This is a genomic window from Micromonospora vulcania, assembly GCF_042658605.1.
GTDB lineage: Bacteria > Actinomycetota > Actinomycetes > Mycobacteriales > Micromonosporaceae > Micromonospora > Micromonospora vulcania.
Genome location: NZ_JBHSQS010000007.1, coordinates 257,620 through 280,296 on the forward strand (window position 1 = coordinate 257,620; position 22,677 = coordinate 280,296).

15 protein-coding genes are annotated in these 22,677 nt (G+C 69.9%); 8 read left to right on the top strand and 7 right to left on the bottom strand.

Annotated features, from left to right (window positions below; translation table 11 throughout):
* Positions 1-75: 75 nt before the first annotated feature.
* The 6 genes from ACFQGL_RS14280 to ACFQGL_RS14305 form a co-directional block, all read right to left on the bottom strand.
* The gene (locus ACFQGL_RS14280) at positions 76-1,818 is read right to left on the bottom strand and encodes a dipeptide ABC transporter ATP-binding protein (protein WP_377511293.1); all 1,743 of its coding nucleotides are present in this window, start codon (positions 1,816-1,818) and stop codon (positions 76-78) included.
* Positions 1,815-3,482, bottom strand: coding sequence for an ABC transporter substrate-binding protein (locus ACFQGL_RS14285; RefSeq protein ID WP_377511296.1), 1,668 nt, complete (start codon positions 3,480-3,482; stop codon positions 1,815-1,817). Before ACFQGL_RS14285 ends, ACFQGL_RS14280 begins: the two co-directional genes overlap by 4 nt.
* A 29-nt stretch (positions 3,483-3,511) precedes the next feature.
* Positions 3,512-4,504, bottom strand: a complete 993-nt coding sequence (locus ACFQGL_RS14290; RefSeq protein ID WP_377511299.1) for an ABC transporter permease — start codon at positions 4,502-4,504, stop codon at positions 3,512-3,514.
* On the bottom strand, positions 4,501-5,457 hold the full coding sequence (locus ACFQGL_RS14295; protein WP_377511302.1) for an ABC transporter permease: 957 nt from the start codon (positions 5,455-5,457) through the stop codon (positions 4,501-4,503). The genes ACFQGL_RS14290 and ACFQGL_RS14295 overlap by 4 nt, the downstream gene beginning before the upstream one ends.
* Before the next feature lie 243 nt (positions 5,458-5,700).
* Positions 5,701-8,580 carry a beta-L-arabinofuranosidase domain-containing protein gene (locus tag ACFQGL_RS14300; protein ID WP_377511305.1) on the bottom strand — a complete coding sequence of 960 codons (2,880 nt, stop codon included), beginning with the start codon at positions 8,578-8,580 and terminating at the stop codon, positions 5,701-5,703.
* Between the two features lie 91 nt (positions 8,581-8,671).
* A complete protein-coding gene (locus tag ACFQGL_RS14305; protein ID WP_377511308.1) occupies positions 8,672-11,026 on the bottom strand; it encodes an AbfB domain-containing protein in 2,355 nt (784 codons plus the stop codon).
* Positions 11,027-11,357: 331 nt separating this feature from the next.
* Between ACFQGL_RS14305 and ACFQGL_RS14310 the strand changes: the two genes are divergently transcribed.
* The 6 genes from ACFQGL_RS14310 (at position 11,358) to ACFQGL_RS14335 (ending at position 17,659) form a co-directional block, all read left to right on the top strand.
* The gene (locus ACFQGL_RS14310) at positions 11,358-12,434 is read left to right on the top strand and encodes an ABC transporter substrate-binding protein (RefSeq protein WP_377511311.1); all 1,077 of its coding nucleotides are present in this window, start codon (positions 11,358-11,360) and stop codon (positions 12,432-12,434) included.
* Positions 12,435-12,459: 25 nt separating this feature from the next.
* Entirely contained in the window at positions 12,460-14,004 is a 1,545-nt protein-coding gene (locus ACFQGL_RS14315; protein WP_377511314.1) for a sugar ABC transporter ATP-binding protein, read from the top strand.
* Complete coding sequence (locus ACFQGL_RS14320) at positions 13,991-14,965, top strand: ABC transporter permease (RefSeq protein WP_377511317.1); 975 nt, start codon at positions 13,991-13,993, stop codon at positions 14,963-14,965. The genes ACFQGL_RS14315 and ACFQGL_RS14320 overlap by 14 nt, the downstream gene beginning before the upstream one ends.
* On the top strand, positions 14,962-15,981 hold the full coding sequence (locus tag ACFQGL_RS14325) for an ABC transporter permease (RefSeq protein ID WP_377511320.1): 1,020 nt from the start codon (positions 14,962-14,964) through the stop codon (positions 15,979-15,981). Before ACFQGL_RS14320 ends, ACFQGL_RS14325 begins: the two co-directional genes overlap by 4 nt.
* 46 nt (positions 15,982-16,027) lie before the next feature.
* Entirely contained in the window at positions 16,028-17,044 is a 1,017-nt protein-coding gene (locus ACFQGL_RS14330) for a LacI family DNA-binding transcriptional regulator (RefSeq protein WP_377511323.1), read from the top strand.
* Positions 17,045-17,113: 69 nt separating this feature from the next.
* Positions 17,114-17,659: a GNAT family N-acetyltransferase gene (locus tag ACFQGL_RS14335; protein WP_377511326.1), complete on the top strand. Its 546-nt coding sequence runs from the start codon at positions 17,114-17,116 to the stop codon at positions 17,657-17,659.
* An 81-nt stretch (positions 17,660-17,740) separates the two neighbouring features.
* Here ACFQGL_RS14335 and ACFQGL_RS14340 read toward each other — a convergent pair whose 3' ends face one another.
* Positions 17,741-18,136: an MmcQ/YjbR family DNA-binding protein gene (locus ACFQGL_RS14340; protein WP_377511329.1), complete on the bottom strand. Its 396-nt coding sequence runs from the start codon at positions 18,134-18,136 to the stop codon at positions 17,741-17,743.
* Positions 18,137-18,427: 291 nt separating this feature from the next.
* On the opposite strand from ACFQGL_RS14340, the gene ACFQGL_RS14345 reads away from it, so the two are divergent.
* Together ACFQGL_RS14345 and ACFQGL_RS14350 are read left to right on the top strand one after the other, a co-directional pair.
* Positions 18,428-19,597 (top strand): ThuA domain-containing protein, encoded by a 1,170-nt coding sequence (locus tag ACFQGL_RS14345; protein WP_377511332.1) that lies wholly within the window; start codon positions 18,428-18,430, stop codon positions 19,595-19,597.
* 90 nt (positions 19,598-19,687) lie between these two features.
* On the top strand, positions 19,688-22,522 hold the full coding sequence (locus tag ACFQGL_RS14350; RefSeq protein WP_377511334.1) for a PQQ-dependent sugar dehydrogenase: 2,835 nt from the start codon (positions 19,688-19,690) through the stop codon (positions 22,520-22,522).
* The last annotated feature ends 155 nt before the right edge of the window (positions 22,523-22,677 follow it).

Genomic DNA, 22,677 nt, shown 5'->3' on the forward strand with positions numbered 1-22,677 from the left:
TACCGGGGCGGGAGCGCGTGATGACGTAGACGTAGCGTGTCGGAGTAGTCACCCAGGGTGGCCGTGCCTCCGTCCTCAGGGTGCGGTGTGGGTGAGTTGACGCCAGGCGCTGCGCCGCAGGGCCTGCTGCGCCGGATCGGCGACCGGGGCCGCCGCCAGCAGCCGTGCGGTGTACGGGTCCCGGGGCGCCCGCAGCACGATCGACGCTGGGCCCTCCTCCACGATCCGACCCCGGTGCAGCACCGCCACCCGGTCGGCGAGCTGCTCGACCACCGCTAGGTCGTGACTGATGAACAGGCACGAGAAGCCGAACTGGCGCTGTAGCGACCGGAGCAGTTCCAGGATTCGTGCCTGCACCGAGACGTCCAACGCGCTGGTCGGTTCGTCCGCGATCAACAACGCCGGGTTCAGCGCGATGGCGCGGGCGATGGCCACCCGCTGCCGCTGCCCACCGGACATCTCGTGCGGATGGCGGTCCCGCAGGCGTGCCGGCAGCTCGACCGCGTCCAACAGTTCGTCGACCCGGCGGCGCTGTGCGTCCGAGCTCAGATCGGTGTGCAGCGACAGCGGCTCGGCGATGCTGGCGCCGACCGTACGGCGCGGATTCAGCGACGACGCCGGATCCTGAAAGACGATGCCGAGCCGGGCGCGGAACTCGCGCAGCTCACGGCCGGGGAAGACGCGTCTGGCGGCCCGCCCCACGTCGATGCCCGCGACGGTCACCGTGCCCTGGGCCACCGGCACCAGGCCGGCCAACGCGCGGCCGAGGGTGGACTTGCCCGAGCCGGACTCGCCGACCAGCGCCACCACCTCACCCTGGGCGATGTCCAGCGAGACGTCGTCCAGCGCCCGGACCGAACGGCCGCGCCGCCGTCCGGCGTACTCGACGACGACGTCGCGCAGCAGCACGGTGCCGTCGGCACGGGGCGTGCCCGACGTGTCCACCCGGCTCGGCTCCGACGTGTCCGGCTCCGGCTGGTCGAGCCGCAGCTCGGGCAATCGCGGTACGGAATTCAGCAGCGTCCGGGTGTACTCGTGCCGGGGTGCGCTGAAGAGCTGCGCCGCGTCGGCCTGCTCGACGATCTGGCCGTCGCGCAGCACCACCACGTCGTCGGCGACATCGGCCACCACGCCCATGTCGTGGGTGATGAGCAGGACGGCCATGTCGAGCCGGGTACGTAGGTCCCGCAGCAGGTCGAGGATGCCGGCCTGGACGGTCACGTCCAGTGCGGTGGTCGGCTCGTCGGCGATCAGCAGCACCGGGTCGCAGCTGATCGCCATCGCGATCATCGCGCGCTGGAGCTGGCCGCCGGAGAGTTCGTGCGGATACGACCGGGCGACTCGCGCGGTGTCGTCCAGGCCGACGGTGGCGAGCAGTTCCCGTACCCGGGCCGCGGCGGCGGAACGACGTACCGGGCGGTGTGCACGAATCGCCTCGGCGATCTGGTCACCGATCGTGAAGACCGGGTTCAGCGCGGTCATCGGTTCCTGGAAGATCGTGCCGATCCGGCCGCCGCGTACCTCGCGCAGCAGCTCCGGCTCGGCGCCGATCAACTCGGTGCCGGCCAGGGTGATGCTGCCGCTGACCCGGGCGGTGGCCGGCAGCAGGCCGAGGGTGGCCATCGCGGTGACGCTCTTGCCCGAGCCGGACTCGCCGACCAGGGCGAGTACCTGCCCACGGCGCAGCTCGAAGGACGCGTCGCGGACCGCCGTGTGTGTCTCGCCATCGACCTCGAACGAGACGGCCAACCCGGCCACCGCGAGGAGCGGTGACCGGGTGGCGGTCGCGAGGCGTGGCTCCGAGGAGGAGACCGTCATCCCTGCTTCAGCGATACCTTCAGGTAGTTCGGGTAGGCCGGGAAGGACGGCACGAAGAAGTTCTGCACCTTCGAGCCGTGCAGGAACGAGTTCCTCGTGTAGGTCAGCGGCACGATCGGCGCGTCCTGCAGGATGCGCTTGTCCGCCTGCGCCCACAGCGCCTGCGCCTTTGCCGGGTCGATCTCGGCCGTGGCCTGCTCGATCAACTTGTCGACCTCGGGCTGCGAGTAGCGTGCCATGTTGTAGCCCCCGCCGCCGATCTCGCTGGACGCGAACAGCGGCTGGATGTTGCCGTTGGCGCTGGGGAAGTCCGGCTGCCAACTGGAGACGGTCAGGTCGTAGTCACCCTTTTCGCCGGTCACCTCGGCGGTCCAGGCCTCCTCGTCCACCGGCTTGATGGTCGTCGTGATGCCGACGCGCTGCAGGCCCTGCTGGATGGCCTGGGACTGCGCGAGGTGCGGCTGGTCGTTCTGGGACAGCAGCGTGAGGTTCAGGCTCGGCTGGCCGGCCTCGGTGAGCAACTGCTTGGCCTTGGCGGCGTCGCCCGACGGGTCGGCGGGGTAGAGGTTGTAGTCGACCCGCCCGGCGATGCCCGGGGTGATCAACGTGCTGGCCAGCTCGCTGCCGATGGCGCCGCCGGTGGCGACCTGGTAGGCCCGCTTGTCCACGGCGTACTCGATGGCCTGCCGGACCTTGAGGTCCTTCAGCGGCCCGCGCTGGGTGTTGATCGCCAGGTAGGACAGCGCCCCCGCGTCCGAGGTGACCAGCCGCTGCTTCGCGCTGGCGTTCTGCTCGATCTGCACCAGTTGGGCGGGCGGCACGAAGCCGGCGCCGAAGGCGAGGCGGTCGTCACCCGAGTCGGCGATGAGCCGCTGCGCCTGGACCGTGGTGTCCTGGCCCAGCTGGAAGACGACGTTGTCCGGGCCGGCGGTACGCACCGAGTCGGTGGCGGCGTCCCAGTTCGGGTTGCGGCTCAGCTTGACCGCGACACCCTGCTGGTACGACTCGACCTGGTACGGCCCGGAGGCGACGGGGTTCTGGTCGTACTTCTTCGGGTCGTCCTTCGCCTTCGGCACCGGGGTGAACGCCGGCATGGACGCGATCCACGGCCAGTCGCCGTACGCCGTCTTGAGGTGGAAGGTGATGGTCTTCGCGTCCGGGGTCTCGACCGAGGCCAGGTCGGCTCCGGCGTACGGCCCCTTGTACTCGCCACCGCCCACGAGCAGGCTCTTGTGGTAGCCGAGGCCACCGGACAGCTCGGGCGCGAAGGAGCGCTCGATGCCGTACTTGATGTCGGCCGCGGTGATCGCCGCGCCGTCGGCGTACTTCAGCCCGTCCTTCAGGGTGTAGGTCCAGGTCTTGCCGCCGTCGGTGGTCTTGCCGGTGTCGGTGGCCAGGTCGGGCACCACCTTCGCCGGCTGACCCGGCTGGACCTCCCACGTGGTGAGCCGGCGCAGGACCAGGCCCAGGGTGGTGATCGCCAGGTTCTGGCTCTTCGCGGGGTCGAAGTGGATGTCGCTGGGCGCGCTGAGGATCGTCAGCGTCCCACCCTTCTCGGTGGCCCCGGTCGATCCGTCGGCATCCGTCTTGGCATCCGGGTTCGCGTTGCAGGCGACCAGGGCGAGCACGACCCCGAGCGCGAGAGCGCCGTATCTCTTCTTCATCGGTGCTTTACCTTTCATGGTCAGGCGCATTAACGCGCCACCCTCGGATCCAGGACGCTGTAGACCAGGTCCACGAGGAAGTTCGCGAGGATGATCAGGAACGCCGAGAAGAGCGTGACCCCGATGATCAGCGGGAGGTCGACGTTGCCCACCGCGTCCAGCAACAGGGCGCCCAGGCCGGGCATGCTGAACACCCGCTCGGTGATGACCGCGCCGCCGAGGAGCACCCCGAGGTCGAGCCCGAACACGGTGACCACCGGGATGAGGACGTTGCGCAGGGCGTGTCGGCCGACGACCTTGCGTTCGCGCAGCCCCTTGGCTCGGGCCGTGCGGATGTAGTCCTCGCCCAGCACCTCGAGCATCTGGCCCCGGGTCAGCCGGGCGTAGATCGCCGCGTGGATCAGGGCGAGGACGAACCAGGGCAGGACCAGGTGCCACAGCCACCCCACCGGATCCTCGGTCAGCGGCACGTACCCGTTGACCGGCACCATGTTGAGGGTGAAGCCGAACAGCAGAATGCCCAGCAGGCCGACCAGGTAGCTCGGTGCGGAGACGCCGACGGTCGAGAACGTCATCGCCGCCCGGTCGATCGCGCTTCCGCGCCGCACGGCCGAGACGACGCCGGCCCCGACGCCGATGATCAGCCAGAGCACGGCGGCGCCGATGGCGATCGAGAAGGTGATCGGGAAGCGGTCCAGGATGAGCTGGGTGACCGACTCGTTGAGTCGGAACGAGTAGCCGAAGCAGGGCGCCGCGCAGTGCACCGCGGCGGCTCCGGAACCGAAGGTACGGCCGCCGAAGAGCCCGCCCAGGAAGGCCAGGTACTGCTGCAACCAGGGCTGGTCGTACCCCATGAAGGCGCGGGCGTCGGCGAGCCGCTCCGGGGTGCAGGGCCGGCCGCAGGACAGCCGTGCCGGGTCGCCCGGGAGCAGCACGAAGACGAGGTACGTGAGCAGGCTGATCACGAGCAGCGTGAGGATCAGGCTGAGCAGGCGTCCGGAGACCAGACGGAGGAGTTTCATCGCCGCAGTCCTCGTGTCTTCGGGTCGAACGCGTCGCGCAGACCGTCGCCCAACAGGTTGAAGGCGAGCGTGGCGAGGAAGAGCGCCGCGCCGGGGAAGACCAGGAACATCGGGTCGGTCTGGACCCAGGAGATCGCCTCGCCGATCGAGCGGCCCCACGCCGGGGTCGGGGGCGGCACGCCGACGCCGAGGAAGGAGAGGCCGGCCTCGGCTCCGATCATCGACGGGATCTTGATGGTGGCGTAGACGATGATCGTGGCGGTGAGGTTGGGCAGCAGTTGCCGTACGAGCAGATGCCATCCGCCGGCGCCGAGCGCGGTGGAGGCGACCACGAAGGTGCGTTGCTTCAACGCCAGCGTCTGACTGCGGACCACCCGGGCGATACCGGGCCAGCCGAAGATCGCGAGGACACCGACGAGGAGCAGCGGCTTCGGGAGACTGGTCGGGACGATCGCACCGAGCCCGATGACGAAGATCAGGAACGGAAAGCCGAGCAGGACGTCGACGACCCGGGTGACGACGCGGTCGTACCAGCCGCCGTAGAAGCCGGCGGTGAGGCCGACGACGACCCCGATCAGGACCGAGAGGGCACTCGCCCCGATGCCGACCAGGATCGAGGTGCGGCTGCCGTAGACCACGATCGCGAACAGGTCGCGCCCGGTCATCGGCTCGACGCCGAACCAGTGCTCGGCGCTGATGCCGCCGCCGAAGCCCAGCGGCGCGCCGGAGTCGGACAGCGCGTCCAGGTCGTACGTGTAGGGGTCCTGACCCGCGATGGCGCAGAGCAGCGGCGCCGCCGCCGCGACGACGAGGAAGAAGACCACGATCCCGGCACCGGCCGTCGCCCAACGGTCGGCGACCAGCCGGCGCCAGAAGTGGCGGACTCCGCTCCGGCGGGACGGGCTCGGCGGCCGGGCCGGCGCTGGCGGCGCGAGATGGGTGTCGGTGGACACGGGGCTTCCTTACGGGGTGCTGGGATTGGGTGGACCGGGCCGCTCAGCGCTCCCGGCAACACTGCCCGCCCACGCCGACCCCTTTCCGCCATGTTCGGATGGATAACGACCGCTTTTCGGTCGCACGACCCATGCTCCAGCAGGTACGCCGGGAAAATCCAGGACAAGAGACCTACAACACATACCAGTTAAGTAGGGAATTGCTCGTTCCTGCCCTGGCCGACGCCACCCGGGCACGCTTGGTTACCGAAGGAGCCGCCACTGGTGGTCGGCGGTGCCGTTGTCCTCGTACTGGACGACCTGGGCCCCGTCGGCGGTGGACATGCCGTCGACCCCGAGCACCATCCCGCTGTTGCGGTTCCGGACGCGGTACCAGCCGTCGCCGTCGCCGGCGAGCTGCCAGTAGTGGTCGGCGCTGCCGTTGTCGTGGTACTGCTGCACCGGCGTGCTGTTGGCCCGCGACATGTTCGCCACCGCGAGCAGCAGTCCGCTGTGCTGGTTGACGATGGTGTACCAGTTGTTACCCGTGTGGTCGAGCCGCCAGTTGTGGTCGGCGGTGCCGTTGTCGGCGAACTGCACGACGTTCGCACTGTCCCCGGTGGACATGCCGCTGACCGCGAGCACCTTGCCGGCGTGCCGGTTCTGGATCCGGTACCAGGCGCCCGGGGTGACCGGGGCGGGGGTGGCGGCGACCCGCCACTGCAGGATGCCGCCGGAGTAGCCGGGCCGCAGCTGTGCCACCACCCGCAGCGCGGTGGTGGCGACCGGGGTGAACCGCACCGTCTGGTACGCGTCGACGCCGGTGCCGTACCCGCTGGGCTGCGCGACCGGCGCCCAGCCGCCGGCGTCCGTCAGGTATTCCAGCCGCCAGCTCGCCGGGGTACGGCAGGACCCGTGCCCGGTGTCGTCGAACCAGTAGACGCTGGCCGAGGTTGCCCGCACCGGCGTGGCGAAGGTGTACCGGGTCCACTCGGACGTCCCCAGGTGGTCCCACCAGGTGAACCGCGGCCGGGAGGTGTCGTACGAGCTGCTCGGGTCGTACCCGCTGTTGAGCGCGGTGACGGTGTCTCCGGCGAAGCAGTGCGACGCCGACGGCGTGGCGGGCAGCTGCCAGTCCCGGTCGCCGCCGATCGTGGGGAAGGACGTGATCCGCAGCGAGGCCGCCCCCATCGGCACCAGCCGGAGCGTCTCGGTCGGTTCGGCGGAGGCGACCGGACTCGGTTGCAGCGTGCTCACGACATTCTCGCCGTCGGCCTGCCAGTTCCCGATGGCGCGGCCCTGCGCGGTCATCGCCAGCGGGGTGCCGTCGAGGGTGAACGGGTTGCCGGTGGCGCCGGTGTTCTGCACCCCGAAGGTGCCCGGCAGCAGGCCGTAGTTCCACGACGAGGTCGGCAGGACCGACCACTCCGGCCAGGTTGAGGCCGGGTCGTTGCGTCGGACGAAGTTCTGCCCGATCCGCAGCGAGTAGGTCAGGGGGCCGTTGCTGACCGAGATGGACTGACCGTTGCCGGCCCAGGTGGTCGTCCGCACGGTGGCGGGCAGGGTCACGGCGACCGTGTCGCCCGCGCGCCAGGTGCGGTTGATCGCGACGTACGCGGGGCCGGCGACGACGGCCACCGCCGTGCCGTTGACGGTGATCGTCGGGTTCGAGCACCACAGCGGTATCCGCAGGTACAGCGGGAACGCCACCGGTGCCGGCGTGCCGATGCGGATCGACACCGTACCGCCGAAGGGATAGCTCGTCTGCTCGGTGAGCGTCACGGTCGTACCGGGGGAGCCGACGGTGGCGGTGACGGTGCACGGGGCGTACATGGCGGCGGCGAGCCCGCGGTCGGCGGTGGCCAACCAGAGGTTGTCGGTCAGGTAGGGCCAGCCCTGCCCGTAGTTGTGCGGGCAGCACCGGTACTGGTCGACACCCTGCAGGAACGCCTGCATCGCGAAGCCGTTCTGGAACTGGCCCTGGGTCTTGGGCCGGTTGTCGAGCTGGACGGAGTTGGCGCTGACGATGTAGTGCAGGCTGCGATGGCCGGTCGGCTCCAGCGCGGCGGGCAACGAGTTGAAGGCCAGGGTCTCACAGCCGTCGGCCCAGCTCGGGTCGCCGGTGAACCGGGTCATCGTCTCGAAGCTCTGCATGTACTCGACGATTCCGCAGGTCTCGAAGCCCTGGCGGGGGTCGCGCTGGTAGGTGCGGATGTTCTCGTCACCGGCGAAGCCGCCGCCGGCGAACTGCCCCCAGGTGCCCTGCACCGTGGCGTACGTCCGGTAGGAGGCCCCGGTCAGCGACGCGTCGCCACGCAGCGCGTAGTAGGCCGGCTCGGTGAAGCCCTGCGCGAAGTCGACGTTGTGGTAGCTCGGCACGTTGTCCACGTAGTTCGCGCTGTATCGATGGATCTTGTCGGCGAGATCCAGCAGGAACGGCTCACCGGTGCGGGCGAACAGCCAGTAGACGCTGTCCAGGTTCGTCGCCCAGCGCACCCGACCCCAGGACTGGTTGAAGACCGACGCGCCGAACGTGTTCTGGTAGCGCAGGAAGCGGGTCAGCATCGGCACGATCCGGGTGTCGCCGCTGTACTCCTGGTAGGTCCGCAACGCCTGCAACATCGGCATGTACGGCCAGAAGTCCGGCCCACCACCCAACGACGTACGCAGCGCGCCCGGGCCGAAGAAACCGTCCGGCTGCTGGGTGGCGACGATGCCGTCCACCCAGAGCCTCAGCTTGGCCCGTAGCGCGGCGTCTCCGGTGACGCCGGCCAGGCCCGCGAGGCCGCGCAGCCAGTACGGCACCTCCTCCCAACCGCCCCGGGCGGGGTTCGTCCAGCCGCTGTCGGCGCGCACCAGGAAGTGCGACACCTCGTCGTACGCCCCGGCGATGCCGGTGCGGTCCAGATCCAGTTGTTGGGCGAGCCAGCCGGCGGCCCTGGTGCTGCCGCTGGGCAGCTTGAGGAACGGGGTCCGGGTCAGCCCGGCGGGGTAGGGGAAGTAGTGCCCACCGCTGGAGGTGTCGCCGACCAGCGTCACCGGAGTGCCGGCGCCACCGGCCCACCCGGCGGTCACCGCCTGGCCGGCGAGGGCGAATCCACCCGCGACACCAATCGCGCCGCGCAACAGCGTCCGTCGCTCCATCGGAGCCTCCTGACATCGACATCATCGGTTGAGGTGTGGGCCGTGGGCCTCCGGGGTCGGCCGGTGCTGGCCGACCCCGGAGACCGACCGGTCAGGGTGCCCAGGGGGCGGCGATGTTCCAGGTGCTGTCGGCGGTCCACAGTGTCGGCGTGTTCCACGCGTCGCCGCCGGTGCCGTTGCTGAGCCAGACCTCCGAGTTGTAGTGCCGCAGGTACTTGCCCCGGAAGTTGTACGACTCCAGCGACACGCCCGAACCGGTCAGGCCCACCCGGGCGCACCAGGTGGCGTCGGCCCGCAGCAGGGCCGACCCGTCGTTCGGCGAGTTGCGGACCCGGGAGTCCTGGTGCCGCAGGTACTGCCCGGGGAAGTTGACCGACTCGAACGAGTAGCAGCTCCCGTCGGCCAGACCGGGCCGGACGGTGTACGTCGCGTCGCTCTTCAGCAGGGCCGGGCTCGCGGCGTCGACCACCTCGGTGTAGGCCAGGCTGTTCTGGTGACGCAGGTACCGGTTGGTGTAGCCGGGCGTGGTGACCTGCAACGAGCGCCGGGTGTTCACCGGCAGCGCGACGGGCGCCGAGCTGCCGATGGTCTTCGAGGCGTTGATCAGTGCGGTGTTGACGGCGCGTACCCGGGCCTGATCCATCTTGATCACCTGGCGGTCGTAGGTGACGAAGCCGTTCAGCTCGCCCTCCAGGTCGGTGATCTCGGTGTAGACCGAGGCGCTGAGTCCCTTGCCGATCATCAGGTTCTGGGCGCCCTGCACCAGCCCCACGTAGCGGTCCGTGAGCACGGTCGAGTTGGCCTGCCACTCGTACGCGAAGAAGCTGCCGGTCGGGCTGTACTCGTGGCCCGGGGTGTGCAGACCCAGCCCACCGAACTCGCCGAGCACGGCGATCCGGCTGCTGGACGGCGAGGGGGAGTCCGGTCCGAGGTAGGCGTGCCAGTCGTCGATGTCGCCGTTGCCGGGGTCACCGAGGGACTGGCAGCAGTTGTGGCCGCTGTGCGGGTTGACCAGGCGGGTCGGGTCCTGGTTCTTGATGTTCTGCGCGACCCGGCGGGTGTCGGCCAGCGCTCGCTCACCCCAGCCCTCGTTGTACGGGGTGTACGCCACGACGGCGGGGGAGCTGCGGTGCTCGTCGACGATCTCGCGTGCCTCGGTCTCGAACTGCGCCTGCTGGGCGTCGGTGGCGTTGATGTCCTGCGCGGTCATCGACGGGATGTCCTGCCAGACCAGCAGGCCGAGTCGGTCGGCGTGGTAGAACCAGCGCTGCGGCTCGACCTTGATGTGCTTGCGCACCATGTTGAAGCCGAGGTCCTTGTGCTTCTGCAGGTCGAAGGCGAGGGCGGCGTCGGTCGGCGCGGTATACAGGCCGTCCGGCCAGAAGCCCTGGTCCAGGGTGCCGACCTGGAACACGAACTGCCCGTTGAGCTTGGGCCGCAGCACCCCGTTCACCACGCCGGTGGTGATCTCGCGCATCCCGAAGTAGTGCGTGGTCCGGTCGACGGTCGCACCGCTGGCGTTGCGCAGGGTGATCCGCAGGTTGTAGAGGAACGGGTCGTCGGGTGACCAGCGGCGGGCGTTGGGCACGGGCACGCTGAAGTCGGTGAAACCGCCGGTGGCCGAGCCGACCACGGTGGTCCCGTTCAGCGCCTCGGCGAGCACGCTGTGGCCGCTGACGCTGCCCCGGGTGAAGACCCGGACCCGCAGGGTGTTGCTGGCGAGGTTCGGATAGACGTCCACGCTGCTGATCGAGGCGGTCGGCACCGGCTCCAGCCACACCGTCTGCCAGATGCCCGAGCTGGGCGTGTAGAAGATTCCGCCGGGTGTCTTGGTCTGCTTGCCGATGAGGGGCAGGCTGCCGTTCTGCCGGGTGTCGGTGGGATCCCACACCTTCACGACGATCTCGTTGGTCCCGGCGGTGAGCTGCGGGGTCACGTCGAAGGTGAAGGCGTCGTAGCCGCCGGTGTGCGCACCGACCTGGACTCCGTTGACCCAGACGGTGCTCTGCCAGTCGACCGCGCCGAAGTGCAGCAGGGTCCGTCGGCCCGACCAGTTCGCCGGGATGGTGACGGTACGCCGGTAGAACAGGTAGTTGCGGTTGTCGTTGGCGGCCCGCTGGATGCCGGACAGCGCGCTCTCCACCGGGAACGGCACGTTGACCCGCTCGGGCAGGTTGGTGTTGAACTGCGGTGCGTCGTCGGTGGCGGACTGGCGCAGTTGCCACTCGCCGTTGAGGTTGAGCCAGTCCGGCCGCGTCATCTGCGGTCGCGGGTAGTCCGGCAGCGGTGTGCCGACCAGCGCCTGGCTGGTCCACGGGGTGGTCAGGGGCGGGATCTTGGCCGGTGCGGCGTGTGCCCGGGGTGCGGGCGCGGCGAACACGCTGGCGACCAGGGCGATGATCAGCAGCAGGGGCAGGGCGGGGCGGATGGGGACCTGACGTGTCATGCCGTCTCCGGGGGACGAGTCGCCACGGGCGGTCCAACTGGCCCGAAGCGCGCTGGCGGTGGGCGGTCGGGTGGTCACTCGACGAGGGACGGACGTCATCAACGGATGTCGGCGGGATTTCCATCAACGAGCAATGGCAATCGTATTGACATCCATCACCACCCGTATAACGTTATAGAGGCACGGCGGACGTCCCGTCAATCCTTGTTTGTCAATGTCTGCTCAGGTCGTCATCGACCACCACACCTCGGCTACGGCCGAGCGATGATGCGCGCCCACGCGTGTCCCGGCTCGGCCGTCGCCCCACCCACCGCGTATGAGGAGTGATCAGATGAGCACCAGAAACCAAGCTTTGGTACGTGTTCCGCTCGTGCTGCTCGCCGCGACGGCGTTGCTGGCCGGGTGCACCAAGAGCGAGAGCGACGGTACGCCGGAGCCGGCCGGCAGCGAAGGTCAGCAGGTGGTGGCCACCGGGACGCCGACCGGCGCCGGCTGCACCCTGAACCAGTACGGCGCGTCGAAGCTGGACCTCAAGGACGCCGTGGTCGGCTTCTCGCAGTCCGAGAAGGAGGCCAACCCGTTCCGGATCGCCGAGACCGCGTCCATCCGCGACGAGGCCGCCAAGCTCGGGGTCAAGAAGCTGCTGGTCACCAACGCGCAGTCGCAGTTGTCCAAGCAGATCAGCGACATCCAGGACATGCTGGCCCAGGGCGCGCAGTTCCTCATCGTCGCCCCGCTCAACAGTGACGGCCTGGAGCCGGCGCTGCAGGCGGCCGCGGCCAAGAAGGTTCCGGTCCTCACCATCGATCGCAAGATCACCGCGTCCAGCTGTAAGGACTACCTCGCCTTCCTCGGCTCGGATTTCGTGCAGCAGGGCAAGCGGGCCGCCGACGCGATGATCAAGGTGACCGGCGGCAAGGGCAAGGTGGCGATCCTGCTCGGCGCGTCCGGCAACAACGTGACCACCGACCGCACCAGCGGCTTCGTGGACCAGATCAAGGCCGCGGGCCCCGGGCTGGAGATCGTGGCCCAGCAGACCGGCGAGTTCGCCCGGGACAAGGGCCAGGCGGTGATGGAGCAACTCATCTCCAGCAACCCGGAGATCACCGCGGTCTACGCCGAGAACGACGAGATGGCCCTCGGCGCGGTGACCGCACTCCGATCGGCCAGCAAGAACCCGGGCAAGGACGTCAAGATCGTCTCGATCGACGGAACCCGCAACGCCGTCCAGGGAATCATCGACGGCACCATCAACGCGGTCATCGAGTCCAATCCGCGGTTCGGGCCACTGGCCTTCAAGACCGCCCAGGACTTCTACGCCGGCACCGCGATCAGCGAGAACGTCATCATCTCCGACCGGCAGTACGACGAGACCAACGCACGGGAATCCCTCGCCAGCGCCTACTGACCGTACGTCCCAAGGGGTTCTTCGCATGACAGAGGCAGCGGTGCCGCCCGTGCTGCAGGTGCGGGCGGTCACCAGACGGTTTCCTGGCGTACTCGCCCTGGACCGGGTCGACCTGACCCTGCTGCCGGGCGAGGTGCACGCGCTGGTCGGCGAGAACGGCGCCGGCAAGTCGACGCTCATCAAGGTCGTCACCGGTGTCTACCGACCGGACGGTGGCACGGTCCACTACCTCGGCCAGCCGGTCGCCTTCGGGCGGCCGCTGGACGCGCAGCGGGCCGGGATCTCCACGATCTACCAGGAGGTCAACCTCATCCCGCTGATGAGCGTGGCGCGCAATCTGTTCCTCGGTCGCGAGCCACGGCGATACGGCCTGATCGACCTCGGGCGGATGAACCGCCAGGCCGACGTCATCCTCGCCGGCTACGGCATCGACGTCGACGTCACCCGCCCGCTGCGGTCGTTGAGCCTGGCCGCGCAGCAGATGGTCGCGCTGGCCCGCGCGGTCGCCGTCGACGCCAAGGTGCTGATCATGGACGAGCCGACCTCGTCGCTGGAGCCGCGCGAGGTCCAGACCCTGTTCCGGCTGGTTCGACAGCTCAGCGCCGCAGGGATCGCCATCGTCTACGTCAGCCACCGCCTCGACGAGCTGTACGAGCTGTGTGACCGGGTGACCGTCCTGCGCGACGGTCGGGTCGTGCACAGCGGTCCGCTGGCCGAGGTGGACCGACTGCGGCTCGTCGCGCACATGCTGGGTCGGGACCTCGTCCAGGTCCAGCGTGACGGCCTGACCGCGTTCACCGACGACCGGCAGACGGTCGCCGCGGCCCCGGTGCTGCGGGCGCAGGGGCTGACCAAACGGCACCTGCTCGACGACGTCTCCCTCACGGTGGCACCGGGAGAGGTGGTGGGCCTCGGTGGCCTGCTCGGCTCGGGCCGGTCGGAGACCGCGAAGGCCATCGTCGGCGCCCTACCGCTGGACTCGGGCACCGTCACGGTGGATGGTCGACGGCTGCGGCGCATGTCGCCGGCCACCGCCCTGCGCGCCGGGGTGGCGCTCCTGCCCGAGGATCGCAAGGCCGAGGGGATCATTCCGGACCTCTCGGTACGGGAGAACATCGTCCTGGCGGCGATGCCCCGCCTCGCCCGGGCCGGCGTGGTCAGCCGTTCCCGGCAGAACCGGATCGTCGACATCTTCATCACACGCCTGCGGATCCGCGCGTCCAGCCCCGAGCAGCGGGTCGGCGAGCTGTCCGGCGGCAACCAGCAGAAGGTGCTGCTGGCCCGGTGGCTCTGCCTCAACCCACGGCTGCTGCTCCTGGACGAGCCGACCCGGGGCATCGACGTCGGGGCCAAGGCCGAGGTGCAGAGGCTCATCGTGGAGCTGGCCCGCGAAGGGCTCGCCGTGGTGCTGATCTCGTCGGACCTGGAGGAGCTGGTCGAGGGGGCCGACCGGGTGGTGGTGCTCCGGGCCGGCGCGGTGGTCGGTGAACTGACCGGCGACGACGTCTCGGAGCAGGCCATCATGGCCAGGCTGGCCGCCGACAAGGAGGACGGCGATGACAACCGTTGAGCCGGAGCTGCGCGTGCGCCGGCCCGTCGACCGGGCCACGCTGACCCGGTACGTCCAGGACTACGGCGTCTACGCCGCCGTCCTGGTCCTGCTGCTGTTCAACGCGGCGTTCACCGACAACTTCCTCCAGGTCGCCAACCTGCGTACGCAGCTCGTGCAGGTCGCCCCGGTGCTGATCGTCGCGCTGGGCATGGCCCTGGTGATCGGCAGCGAGGGCATCGACCTGTCCGTCGGTTCGGTGATGGCGCTCGCCGCCGCCGTACTCCCGCTCTATCTGGGCTTCGGCGTGTGGCCGGCGGTCGGAATGGCGCTGCTCGTCGGGGCGGTGGCGGGCGTGGTCAACGGCACCCTCGTCGCGGTGGTGGGCCTGCAACCCATCGTCGCCACCCTGGCCCTGCTGGTCGCGGGCCGTGGCATCGCGCTGGTCGTCGCCGACGGCCAGCTCAAGCAGATCCGTAATCCCGACCTGCTGGCGCTGGGCAGCGGGGAGGTGCTCGGCGTACCCGTGGTGGCGTTGGTCGCCGTCGTGCTCGCGGTCGTCGTCGGCGCCGTCGTCAACCGCACCACGTACGGCCGGCAGTTGGTGGCGGTCGGCGGCAACCGCGCGGCGGCCCACCTCGCCGGCCTGCCGGTCCGGCGCATCCTGGTCGTCACCTACGTGCTCTGCGGTCTGTTAGCCGGGCTGGCCGGCGTCCTCGCGACCGCCCGCCTCACCGCCAGCGACCCCTCGGCGATCGGCAACCTGATCGAGCTGTCGGCCATCACGGCCGTCGTCGTCGGGGGGACACCGCTGGCCGGCGGCCGGATCCGGATCCCCGGCACGGTGGCCGGCGCGCTGCTCATGCAACTGCTGCGGGCCACCATGATCAAGCATGACCTGCCCGACTCGACGGCGCAGATCGCGCAGGCCGTCATCATCCTGCTCGCCGTCTATCTCGCCCGGCAGCGGAGGACACGATGACCGGTAGCACCGACACACTGACGACTGTGGACGCCGTCCAGCGTCCGCGCTCCCGGGCGGCCACCAGCGAGCGGGTCGCCGCTCTGGCCCAGCGCCACGGAGCGCTGGGGGTGCTCCTGCTCGCGTGTCTCGTGTCGGCCGTGCTGTTCCCGTCCTTCGGCAGCCGGGACAATCTCGTCGGCATCGCCATCCAGTCGGCCACGCTGATCATCGTGGCGCTCGGCATGACCTTCGTGATCATCAGCGGCGGGATCGACCTGTCGGTCGGCTCGGTCTTCGCCCTCGGCGGTGTGCTCGCCGCGTGGGCGGCACAGTGGGGTCCGCTGGCCGCCGTCGGACTACCGCTGCTGGTCTGCGGCGCGATCGGCCTGATCAACGGCCTGGTGATCGCCCGCAGCGGCCTGGAACCGTTCATCGTCACGCTGGCCAGCCTGCTCGGGGCGCGCGGGCTGCTGCTCGCGGTCACCGACGAGGGTGCGAAGACCTACCTCGTGCCGCGGGACTCGGGGCTGCTCGACGTGGGCCGCGGCACGGCCCTCGGCATCGGGTACCCGGTCTTCGTCGCACTGCTGCTCTGCGTGCTCGGCGCGATCCTGCTGCAACGCAGTCGCTACGGGCAGGCCCTCTTCGCGATCGGCGGCAACGCCGAGGCGGCGGCACTGATGGGCCTCCCGGTCGCCCGGGTCAAGATCCTCACGTACCTGCTGAGCGGGCTGCTGGCCGGCCTCGCCGGCGTCCTCAACGCCGCGCGACTCGGCTCCGGAGTCACCATTCTCGGTGTCGGCCTGGAGCTCGACGCCATCGCGGCCGTGGTGATCGGCGGCACACTGCTGATCGGTGGGGCCGGCAGTGTCAGCGGAACGCTGTGTGGAGTCCTGTTGCTGGGGGTCATCCAGAACGTGATCAACCAGATCGGTAACCTCACGTCCTCGATCCAGTCGGTGGTGAGCGGAGCCTTCCTGGTGGTGGTCGTCGTGACGCAGACCTACCTGAGCCGCGTGCGACGGCTTCGGTGAGCGCGCCGTTCCGCCACTGGCCGGTGGCACCCGGAAGGGCCGGTGGATGGGCGTCAGCCTGAAGGACATCGCCGAACGCGCCGGTGTCTCGCTGGCCACCGTCTCCAACGTCGTCAACGGGTACCGGCCGGTGGGAGAGCACACCCGCCAGCGGGTGCAAAAGGCGATCGACGAACTCGGCTACAGCCCCAACCTCAGCGCCCGGCACCTGCGCCGGGGGCGTACCGGCCTGATCGCTCTGGCCATCCCGGAGCTGAACAACCCCTACTTCGCCGAACTCGCCGAGATCGCCATCCGGGAGGCCGCCGGGCACGGCTACACGCTGGTAATGGAGAACACCGCCGCCGACCGCGAGGTCGAGCTGCAACTCCTGGAGGGCTCCCGGCGGCACATCATCGACGGCCTGATCTTCAGCCCGGTCCGGATCGGTCGGGAAGAGGTGCTGGCCCGCACGGCCGACAGTCCACTGGTGCTCATCGGCGAGGGCGTCTACGACGTGCCGCACGACCACATCGCCATCGACAACGTCGCCGCGAGCCACGCCGCCATCGCGCACCTGGTGGCGATCGGCCGCCGTCGGATCGCGTTCATCGGCGCGGCACCCAGCGGCGACCGACAGTCGGCGAACCTGCGTATGCGCGGCTACCGGGAGGCCCTCGCGGCCGCCGACCTGCCGTTCCGCCCCCGGCTGGTTGCCCACACCGACGAGTTCGGCCGACTCGACGGCATGCGCGCCATGCGGGCCCTGCTCGCGCTGCCCGAACCCCCGGACGCGGTGTTCGCCTACAACGACCTGACCGCCATCGGCGCGCTGCGGGCGCTCGCCGAAGCTGGCCGCCGGGTGCCGGACGACGTCGCGCTGGTCGGCATCGACGACATCGAGGAGGGACGGTTCAGCACCCCGACCCTCACCACCATCGCGCCGGACAAGGAGGAGATCGGCCGTCTCGCGGTGCGTCGTCTCGTCGCCCGGATCGAGGGTACGGAGGTCGCGGCGCCGCTCACCGTGCAGACGCCCTTCCGCCTCATCCGCCGGGAGAGCACCCGTACGCCGGGAACCTGATCACCAGCGGTGGTGCTGGTGGCCGGATAATCCATCGCCCCGTGGGCGCCGAGATGCTACGAAGGGGGCGTGCCCGACCTGACAAGCTCCCTTGACGCCACCGCCCTGGAGACTCCGCGGCTTCTGTTGCGCCGCTGGCGAAGCGATGATCTGGACGGGTTCGCGGCGGTCAACGCGCAGCCCGAGGTGATGCGTTACATCCATGACGGCCGCACCCTGGACCGGGCCGCGACCGCGGCGCGACTGGCCACCTATCAGCGGCACTGGGACAAGCACGGCTTCGGCCTGTACGCGGTGCAGATCAAAGAGACCGGCGAACTCGCCGGCTTCACCGGACTGGCGGTGCCGACCTTCCTGCCCGAGATCATGCCGGCTGTGGAGATCGGCTGGCGACTCGGCAGCGCGTACTGGGGCCGGGGCCTGGCCACCGAGGCGGCCCAGGCCGTTGTCGCCCACACCCGCGCCGCGCTCGGCCTGCGGCGGCTGGTCAGCATCCACATCGTCGGCAACGAGGCGTCCGCGCGGGTGATGGTCAAGCTGGGCATGTCGCTGGAACGCGAGACCGTGCAGCCGGACACCGGCCGCCAGGTCCGGGTCTACGCGCTGGACCTGTAATAAGGACTCGGCACCATCGCGCTACCCTCGCACGACGGGCCTGAGGCCCGAGGCGGGCGAGTCCTCGGATCGCTGACGCTCTCAGCCCCGGACGTTGCTGGACCAGCCGTCGGCGTCATCGAGGTCGTCGACGAGCGCGGCCGGGGCGCGCATCCGCCACGCGTCGGTCACCAGCTCCCGCAGGCGTACGAGGTCCACCTCGGCCAGGCGCAGCATCACCAGCGGAAAGCCGTCGTAGCCGGGCGTGGTGAAGAAGAGGTCGGGCTCGCCGAGCAGGAGTGCCTGCTTCTCGGCCTCGTCGCCGACGAACAGCACCGCGACATCGGTGCGGATTCGGCGCGGCTTCCCGGGCCTACGCTCGGGATACGACCAGACGAACCCCTTGTCGGCCACCCGAAAGTCGAAGCCCTCGCTGTCGATCTCCACCGCGTGGGGCAGGGCCAGGGCGAGGCGGCGTACGTCGTCGGCGTCAGCCACCGAGACCCCGCACAGAGCGCACCATCCGCATGTGCCGAGGCTACGCGTTGGCGCGGACCCGTGGGAGCGGGTCCGTCGGCGTCTGTGACATGCCCGAAACGCGGTCTTGACGGCGCGCAGACATCGGAGGTTAACTGCCTCAACGATATGGGTCGATGCCCTCCGGCATCCCCCGTACCGCCTCAGCCGAGCATCGGCGGCCCGGCTCCGTACCACCGCCAACCCGGCCTCGGCGGGCCCGCACGCCAGTGGTGTGCCCGCCCGGGTCGACGCTCAGCAGAGGAGTAGAGCATGCGTTCCCGTGCGTTAGCACTCATCGCGGGTCTGGCCGTGTTGCTGGCCACCCTGGTGGCCCCGCCGGCCCCGGCCTCGGCAGCACCGCTGACCAAGGTCCTGGTGTTCAGCAAGACCGCCGGATTCCGTCACTCGTCCATCCCCAACGGCATCGCGGCCATCCAGCAGCTCGGGTCGGCGAACGGGTTCACGGTGACGGCGACCGAGGACGCCGGTCAGTTCACCACCGCCAACCTGGCGCAGTACCAGGCGGTGGTCTTCCTGTCCACGACGGGCGACGTTCTCAACGCCACCCAGCAGACGGCCCTGGAGTCCTACCTCGGCTCCGGAGGCGGATACGTGGGTGTCCACGCCGCGGCCGACACCGAGTACGACTGGCCGTGGTACGGCGGGCTGGTGGGCGCGTGGTTCAGCTCGCACCCGGCGATCCAGACCGCCACGATCCGGGTCGAGGACCGGTCGAACCCGTCCACCGCCCACCTGGGTGACACCTGGGTCCGCGCCGACGAGTGGTACAACTACCGCACCAACCCCCGGCCGAACGTGCGGGTCCTGGCCAGCCTCGACGAGTCGTCGTACAGCGGCGGCAGCATGGGTGACCACCCGATCACATGGTGCAAGGCGTACGGAGGCGGCCGGGCCTGGTACACCGGGCTCGGGCACACCGAGGAGTCGTACAGCGATCCGAACTTCACCCGGATGCTGCTCGGCGGCCTGCGGGTCGCCGCGGGCGCCGTGGCGGCCGACTGCACGCCGCGCACGACGACCCCGCCGCCCAGCGGCTCCAGCCTGCGCGCCCGCGCCAACAACCAGTACGTCAGCGCGCCGAGCGCCACCACCTCGCTGATCGCCAACAAGAGCACCGCCGGCACCACCGAGCGGTTCGACGTGGTCGACCTCGGCGGCGGCAACGTGGCGTTGCGTGCCAAGGCCAACGGCCTGTACGTCGCGGCGGAGAACGCCGGCGCGGCCCCGCTGATCGCCAACCGGGGCGCCGTCGGCGCCTGGGAGACCTTCCAACTCGTCCGCAACTCCGACGGCACGGTAAGTCTCCGGGCGGTGGTCAACAACCAGTACGTCGTGGCCGAGAACGCGGGTGCCGCCGCGCTGATCGCCAACCGGGCCGCCATCGGTCAATGGGAGAAGTTCGACCTCGTCACCGGCTGACAATCGCGCCACACCACCCCCACCGTCGCCACCATCCGGTCGGGGCGCGCCCCCGCGCGCCCCGCCCCTGGTCGTCGAGAAAGGACGATCATGCGTGCTCATCCCCGGCGCTGGCCCCGGGCACTCGTCGCGGCGCTCACCGCCGCCGCGAGCGTGACCCTGGCCGTAGCCGCCCCGTCCACCGCCCAGGCGGCTGTCATCCCCGCCGCCGACTACCAGCAGGTCGCTCTGGCGACCGGCGGGGCGGAGCTCGGCGAGGCCATGTCCCTGGCCGTCATGCCCAACCGTTCGGTGATCCACACGGCCCGCAACGGCACCGTGCGGGTCACCGACGCGGCCGGCAACACCAAGGTCGCCGGCACCCTCTCGGTCTACACCCACGACGAGGAGGGTCTGCAGGGCGTCGCCGTCGACCCCAACTTCGCCAGCAACCGGTACGTCTACCTCTACTACTCGCCAACGTTGAGCACTCCGGCCGGGGACGCGCCGGCGAACGGGACCGCCGCGGACTTCGACCGGTGGAAGGGGCACCTGCGACTGTCCCGGTTCACCCTGAACGCCGACGACACGCTCAACATCGGCAGCGAGCGGATCATGCTCCAGGTCGACAACGACCGGGGTCAGTGCTGCCACGTCGGCGGTGACATCGACTTCGACGCCGCCGGCAACCTGTACCTGACCACCGGGGACGACACCAACCCGTTCGAGTCGAACTCGTACACGCCGATCGACGAGCGCACCGACCGCAACCCGCAGTTCGACGCCCAGCGCTCCTCGGGCAACACGAACGACCTGCGGGGCAAGGTGCTGCGGATCAAGCCGCAGGCGGACGGCTCGTACACCATCCCGTCCGGCAACCTGTTCCCGCCCGGCACGGCCCGGACCCGTCCGGAGATCTACGCGATGGGCTTCCGGAACCCGTTCCGGATGAGCGTGGACAAGCCGACCGGCATCGTCTACCTCGGTGACTACGGCCCGGACGCCGGCGGGGCCGACCCGAACCGTGGCCCCGGCGGTCAGGTCGAGTTCGACCGCATCACCGGGCCCGGCAACTACGGCTGGCCGTACTGCACCGGCACCAACACGACGGCCGAGACGTACAACGAGTACACCTTCCCGTCCGGGCCGTCGCAGGCCAAGTACAACTGCACGAGCGGGCCGACGAACAACTCGTTCCGCAACACCGGCCTCACCACGCTGCCCGCGGCGAAGCCGAGCTGGATCCGGTACGGCGGTGAGGCGGGCTCACCGCCGGAGTTCGGCGGCGGCTCGGAGTCGCCCATGGGTGGACCGGTGTACCGGTACAACGCCGGGCTCAACTCCAGCGTCAAGTTCCCCGCGTCGCTGGACGGCCAGTTCTTCGCCGGCGAGTACGGTCGCCGGTGGATCAAGGCGATCGCGGTCAACGGCGACGGCTCGCGCGGGGAGATCTCCAACTTCCCGTGGACCGGTACGCAGGTGATGGACATGGCCTTCGGCCCGGACGGCGCGCTCTACGTGTTGGACTACGGCACCGGGGCGAACGACCAGGCGCTCTTCCGGGTCGAGTACATCGGCGGCGGTAACCGCAGCCCGGTCGCGGTCGCGACGGCGAACCCCACCTCGGGATCGAACCCGCTCACCGTGAACTTCTCCTCGGCCGGCAGCTCCGACCCGGAGGGCGGGGCGCTGAGCTACCTGTGGACCTTCGGCGACGGTACGACCTCGACGGCGGCCAACCCGACCAAGACGTACACCACCAACGGCACGTACACCCCGACCCTGCGGGTCACCGACCCGACCGGCCTGTCCGGTACGGCGAGCCCGGTGGTCACGGTCGGCAACACCGCGCCCACGGTGACGCTCACCGTGCCCAACAACGGGCAGCTCTTCAACTTCGGTGACACCGTGCCGTTCCAGATCACCGTGAGCGACCCGCAGGACGGCACCATCAACTGTGGTCGGGTGACCCTCAACTACGCGCTGGGCCACGACAGCCACGCCCACCAGATCACCTCGAAGACCGGTTGCAGCGGCACGATCACCATCCCGGTGGACGGCGAGCACGACGCGGCGGCCAACGTCTTCGGCGTCTTCGACGCCTCCTACACCGACAACGGTGGGCTCACCACGCACAGCATCAAGACGCTCCAGCCGAAACACCGGCAGGGTGAGCACTTCGGCGCCCAGTCCGGCGTCCAGCTCGCCGACCACGCCAGCGCCGAGGGCGGCCGGACCGCCGGCTTCATCGAGAACAACGACTGGATCTCGTACCAGCCGTACCACCTGGCCAATGCCACCCAGTTCAGCGCGCGGGTCTCCTCGGCGGGTGCCGGCGGCACCATCGAGGTACGCGCCGGATCGGCAACCGGCACCCTGCTGGGTACCGTCACCGTCCCGGTCACCGGCAGCTGGGAAACCTTCACCACCGTCTCCGGCGGCATCACCAACGCGCCCGCCGCGACGACCACGCTGTACCTCGTGTTCAAGGGCGGGGCCGGGAACCTGTTCGACGTCGACTCCTTCACCTTCACCACCGGCTCGGGTGGCGGTGGCGGGGCGGTCAGCCTGCGGGCGCAGATCAACAACCAGTACGTGTCGGCCGACAACGGCGGTGCCGGACCGCTGATCGCGAAGGCCACCACCGTCGGGCTGGCCGAGCAGTTCGACCGGGTCGACGCCGGTAACGGCAACATCGCCCTGCGCTCACGCGTCAACGGCATGTACGTCTGCGCCGAGAACGCGGGCGCTGAGCCACTGATCGCCAACCGTGCGGCGATCGGTGCGTGGGAGACCTTCCAGCTCATCAACAACTCCGATGGGACGGTCAGCCTCCGTGCCGTGGTCAACAACCAGATCGTGACCGCGGAGAACGCCGGGGCGGCACCGCTGATCGCCAACCGCACGGCGGTCGGGCCCTGGGAGAAGTTCACGCTGAACAGCTGATGGACAGCGGGCCCGGCATGGTCGACCACCATGCCGGGCCCGCGCTCCGTCCAGGGCGGCGACAACCAAGCTGCCAATCGGTGCCCCAACCGGAACGGCCTCTGGTTCGTCCAAGATGCTGAGGACAACACCGAGGGGACCCTGTTGTGGCCGGT

What these genes read in the sequence shown, in the direction of transcription:
- ACFQGL_RS14280 (WP_377511293.1), bottom strand. Translation starts at nt 1,818, where the DNA reads ATGACGGTCTCCTCCTCGGAGCCACGCCTCGCGACCGCCACCCGGTCA.
- ACFQGL_RS14285 (WP_377511296.1), bottom strand. Translation starts at nt 3,482, where the DNA reads ATGAAGAAGAGATACGGCGCTCTCGCGCTCGGGGTCGTGCTCGCCCTG.
- ACFQGL_RS14290 (WP_377511299.1), bottom strand. Translation starts at nt 4,504, where the DNA reads ATGAAACTCCTCCGTCTGGTCTCCGGACGCCTGCTCAGCCTGATCCTC.
- ACFQGL_RS14300 (WP_377511305.1), bottom strand. Translation starts at nt 8,580, where the DNA reads ATGGAGCGACGGACGCTGTTGCGCGGCGCGATTGGTGTCGCGGGTGGA.
- ACFQGL_RS14305 (WP_377511308.1), bottom strand. Translation starts at nt 11,026, where the DNA reads ATGACACGTCAGGTCCCCATCCGCCCCGCCCTGCCCCTGCTGCTGATC.
- ACFQGL_RS14310 (WP_377511311.1), top strand. Translation starts at nt 11,358, where the DNA reads ATGAGCACCAGAAACCAAGCTTTGGTACGTGTTCCGCTCGTGCTGCTC.
- ACFQGL_RS14315 (WP_377511314.1), top strand. Translation starts at nt 12,460, where the DNA reads ATGACAGAGGCAGCGGTGCCGCCCGTGCTGCAGGTGCGGGCGGTCACC.
- ACFQGL_RS14320 (WP_377511317.1), top strand. Translation starts at nt 13,991, where the DNA reads ATGACAACCGTTGAGCCGGAGCTGCGCGTGCGCCGGCCCGTCGACCGG.
- ACFQGL_RS14325 (WP_377511320.1), top strand. Translation starts at nt 14,962, where the DNA reads ATGACCGGTAGCACCGACACACTGACGACTGTGGACGCCGTCCAGCGT.
- ACFQGL_RS14330 (WP_377511323.1), top strand. Translation starts at nt 16,028, where the DNA reads ATGGGCGTCAGCCTGAAGGACATCGCCGAACGCGCCGGTGTCTCGCTG.
- ACFQGL_RS14345 (WP_377511332.1), top strand. Translation starts at nt 18,428, where the DNA reads ATGCGTTCCCGTGCGTTAGCACTCATCGCGGGTCTGGCCGTGTTGCTG.
- ACFQGL_RS14350 (WP_377511334.1), top strand. Translation starts at nt 19,688, where the DNA reads ATGCGTGCTCATCCCCGGCGCTGGCCCCGGGCACTCGTCGCGGCGCTC.